The organism is Candidatus Nanopelagicales bacterium (assembly GCA_018003655.1).
Classification (GTDB): domain Bacteria; phylum Actinomycetota; class Actinomycetes; order S36-B12; family UBA10799; genus JAGNDY01.
Genome location: JAGNDY010000159.1, coordinates 1 through 2,817 on the forward strand (window position 1 = coordinate 1; position 2,817 = coordinate 2,817).

General features: G+C 64.5%; 4 protein-coding genes. All 4 read left to right on the forward strand.

What is annotated here, in order from left to right:
• Nucleotides 1-599: FAD-binding domain-containing protein (locus tag KAZ48_11700; GenBank protein ID MBP7973455.1), on the forward strand; the 599-nt coding region annotated here is incomplete at its 5' end.
• A gap of 90 nt (nt 600-689) precedes the next feature.
• The gene (locus tag KAZ48_11705) at nt 690-1,586 is read left to right on the forward strand and encodes a ParA family protein (protein ID MBP7973456.1); all 897 of its coding nucleotides are present in this window, start codon (nt 690-692) and stop codon (nt 1,584-1,586) included.
• The gene (locus tag KAZ48_11710) at nt 1,583-2,203 is read left to right on the forward strand and encodes a hypothetical protein (protein ID MBP7973457.1); all 621 of its coding nucleotides are present in this window, start codon (nt 1,583-1,585) and stop codon (nt 2,201-2,203) included. Before KAZ48_11705 ends, KAZ48_11710 begins: the two co-directional genes overlap by 4 nt.
• 148 nt (nt 2,204-2,351) lie before the next feature.
• Nucleotides 2,352-2,817 (forward strand): citrate synthase (locus tag KAZ48_11715; GenBank protein ID MBP7973458.1); only part of this gene is annotated, 466 nt, incomplete at its 3' end.

Here is a 2,817-nt window from a genome sequence, read left to right on the forward strand (position 1 = left end):
GGGAGTTCTATGCCGAGGTCTGGGACGCAAACCCGACGAGCAACCACACATCGCTGGATTCGCGCTTCGACGACGTACTGCAGATCGACAGCGGCGCCCAAGCCGATCATCGCTTCACCGCCTGGACACAGGGAAGGACCGGCTACCCATTTGTCGATGCGGGTATGCGCCATCTCCGTTCCGAGGGATGGATGCACAATCGGGTTCGCATGGTCACGGCATCGTTCTTGGTCAAGGGCCTGCATCTGCCATGGCAACTCGGTGCGGACTGGTTCATGCAACGGCTGCGCGACGGGGATACGGCCAGCAACCAGCACGGCTGGCAGTGGACGGCTGGCTGCGGAACGGATGCCGCACCCTTCTACCGTGTCTTCAACCCGGTGCTTCAAGGCCAGAAATTCGATCCCGACGGCGACTACATCCGTCGGTGGGTGCCCGAACTTGCCAGCTTCGACGCCAAATCAGTGCACGAACCGTGGAAGCTCGCCGGGACACTGGCGTGGCCAGCCGATTGCGAGTACCCAGAGCGCGTCGTTGATCACTTCGTTGAACGCGACGAGGCCCTCCGACGGTTCAGCGCACTGCCACCGCGCGCCTGATGCCTGACCCAGCCGACCGACGGATTCCGCGAGCATACCGACGGCGTGTGCTTGCGCTTGGAATGCCCGATGCGCTGCGACACTTGACCGGTGAGTTCAACGTCAGCAATCCCCACCGTGGACCTGCGCAACGTGCCACGAATTCTCGCGACCCTTTCCCTCAAAGGTGGGGTCGGCAAAACCAGTGTTGTGCTCGGTCTTGCCGGTGCCGCAGCTGAACGTGGTCTGCGCGTGCTGGTTGTGGACCTTGACCCGCAGGCAAACGCCACCGCCTCGCTGGACCCACTTCGGACCCCGTACACGACTTCCGACGTGCTCTACGACGGGCGGACCGGGGTCGCCGCCGATGCTGTCGTCGAGTCTGCCTGGAGCCCGCTGGTCCGATTGGTTCCCAGCGAACGAGCACTTGAGCACCGGGCGACCCCGTCAGGACCCGATTCGTCACGGCGCCTGCGGCACGCGCTGGAGGGCGTCACCGATGAGTACGACGTCGTCCTCATTGACTGCCCGCCATCACTCGGGGAATTGACTCGCAATGCGCTCAACGCCGCGGACGCGGCACTAGTCGTCACAGAGCCTTCCTACTTCGCGGTGCAGGGAGCAGAGCAGGCACTGGAGGCCGTATCGGTTGTCGCCAAGAGTGGCAACCCCGGTTTGCGTGCTGCGGGGATCGTCGCCAATCGGGTCCGGCCTACCTTGCCCGAGCACGTCTACCGCATGGACGAGATGCGCGCGGCGTTTGGTGACCTCATCCTCGGTGGCCTGCCCGACCGCTCAGCGGTGCAACAGGCCCAAGGTGCTTGCACGCCCGTCCAGCGCTGGCAGAGCAACGGTGCCGCCGACATCTGCCGAGCGCTGGACGTTTTGCACGTTCACCTCTTCGGCGACAGCACGCGGGTCGAAACGTCACCGGTTACTCCTCGAGCCGGGATCTCCGCCAGCGACTCGGCACTGCGCTCGATCCCGACCGCGATGGAGCAGCGATGACTAACCCCGGACCGCGTCCAGCACTGCGCAAGGCTCCCGACGCCGACTTACATCCGGCAGAGGCCGACAAGTCGCGTCAGGCCGTCGTCATCGATCTGGCCGAACGGTCCATCGGTCTACCTGACGCCCCGCGCACTTCCAGCAACCGGGCCCACCCGTCGCTAGCACCAAGTCGCCCAGGCCGGTCGACCAGTGCTCCTCGCCCTGCCGAGCACGATGCCGACGATGTTCCGGTCAGCGACGACCAGGCGGGCGACGACCGAGCAGGCGACGACAAAGCGGGCAGGAGCGGCAAGGCCGACAAAAACAGGAAGGCACGCAAGAAGAAGGCCAGGGCACACACCAAAGCCGACAAGAAGACCCGCAGGGCAGCGAAAAATGCTGCCGAGCGACTCAACGGCAAGGGCGCAAAGAAGCCAAAGGGCAAGCAGCCCAAGAAGGCGAAAACGGACAAAGCTGCGGATCTGGCGGGCGAGACAATCCTCGACCCGCGCATTGCGCTGAAGTCCAGCGTCTCGCGCAAAGCCCGCCGAGACATGCGTGCCGGGGCGAAAGCACGCGGAACCAGCCTGGACGCAACCGTCGACTCTGTGGTGACCGATCTGCGGAATCGGTGACTTTCTCGCGCCCTGTGTAGGCGTCGAGCGGCCGAGTGCGTAAGGATTACCCGGAAGGCAACCGCCGGACGCGATCCGTTCGGCGATCCAACTCGCGAGTGGACGCCACATCAGTGCCACCCGCCCCAAGTCCGTGGGAGCAGCGCGTATGTCGGAATTCGTACCGGGTCTTGAAGGTGTCATCGCATTTGAGACTGAGATCGCTGAACCGGACAAAGAGGGAAGTTCGCTGCGATACCGCGGCGTCGACATCGAGGACTTGGTCGGACGCGTGTCGTTCGCCAACATCTGGGGCCTGCTTGTCGACAACGAGTTCAACCCGGGCCTACCGCCTGCCGAGCCGTACCCGATTCCCATCCACTCCGGCGACGTGCGCGTTGACGTTCAGTCCGCAATCGCCACTCTCGCCCCCGCCTGGGGACTGAAGCCGCTACTGGATATCGATGACGAGGAGGCCCGCAACAACTTGGCACACGTCTCAGTTATGGCGATGTCCTTCGTGGCGCAGGCGGCCCGTGGACTTGGCCAGCCAATGGTTCCGCAGCCCCGCATCGACGAGGCCCGCACCATCGTCGAGCGATTCATGATTCGGTGGCGCGGGGAGCCCGATCCCA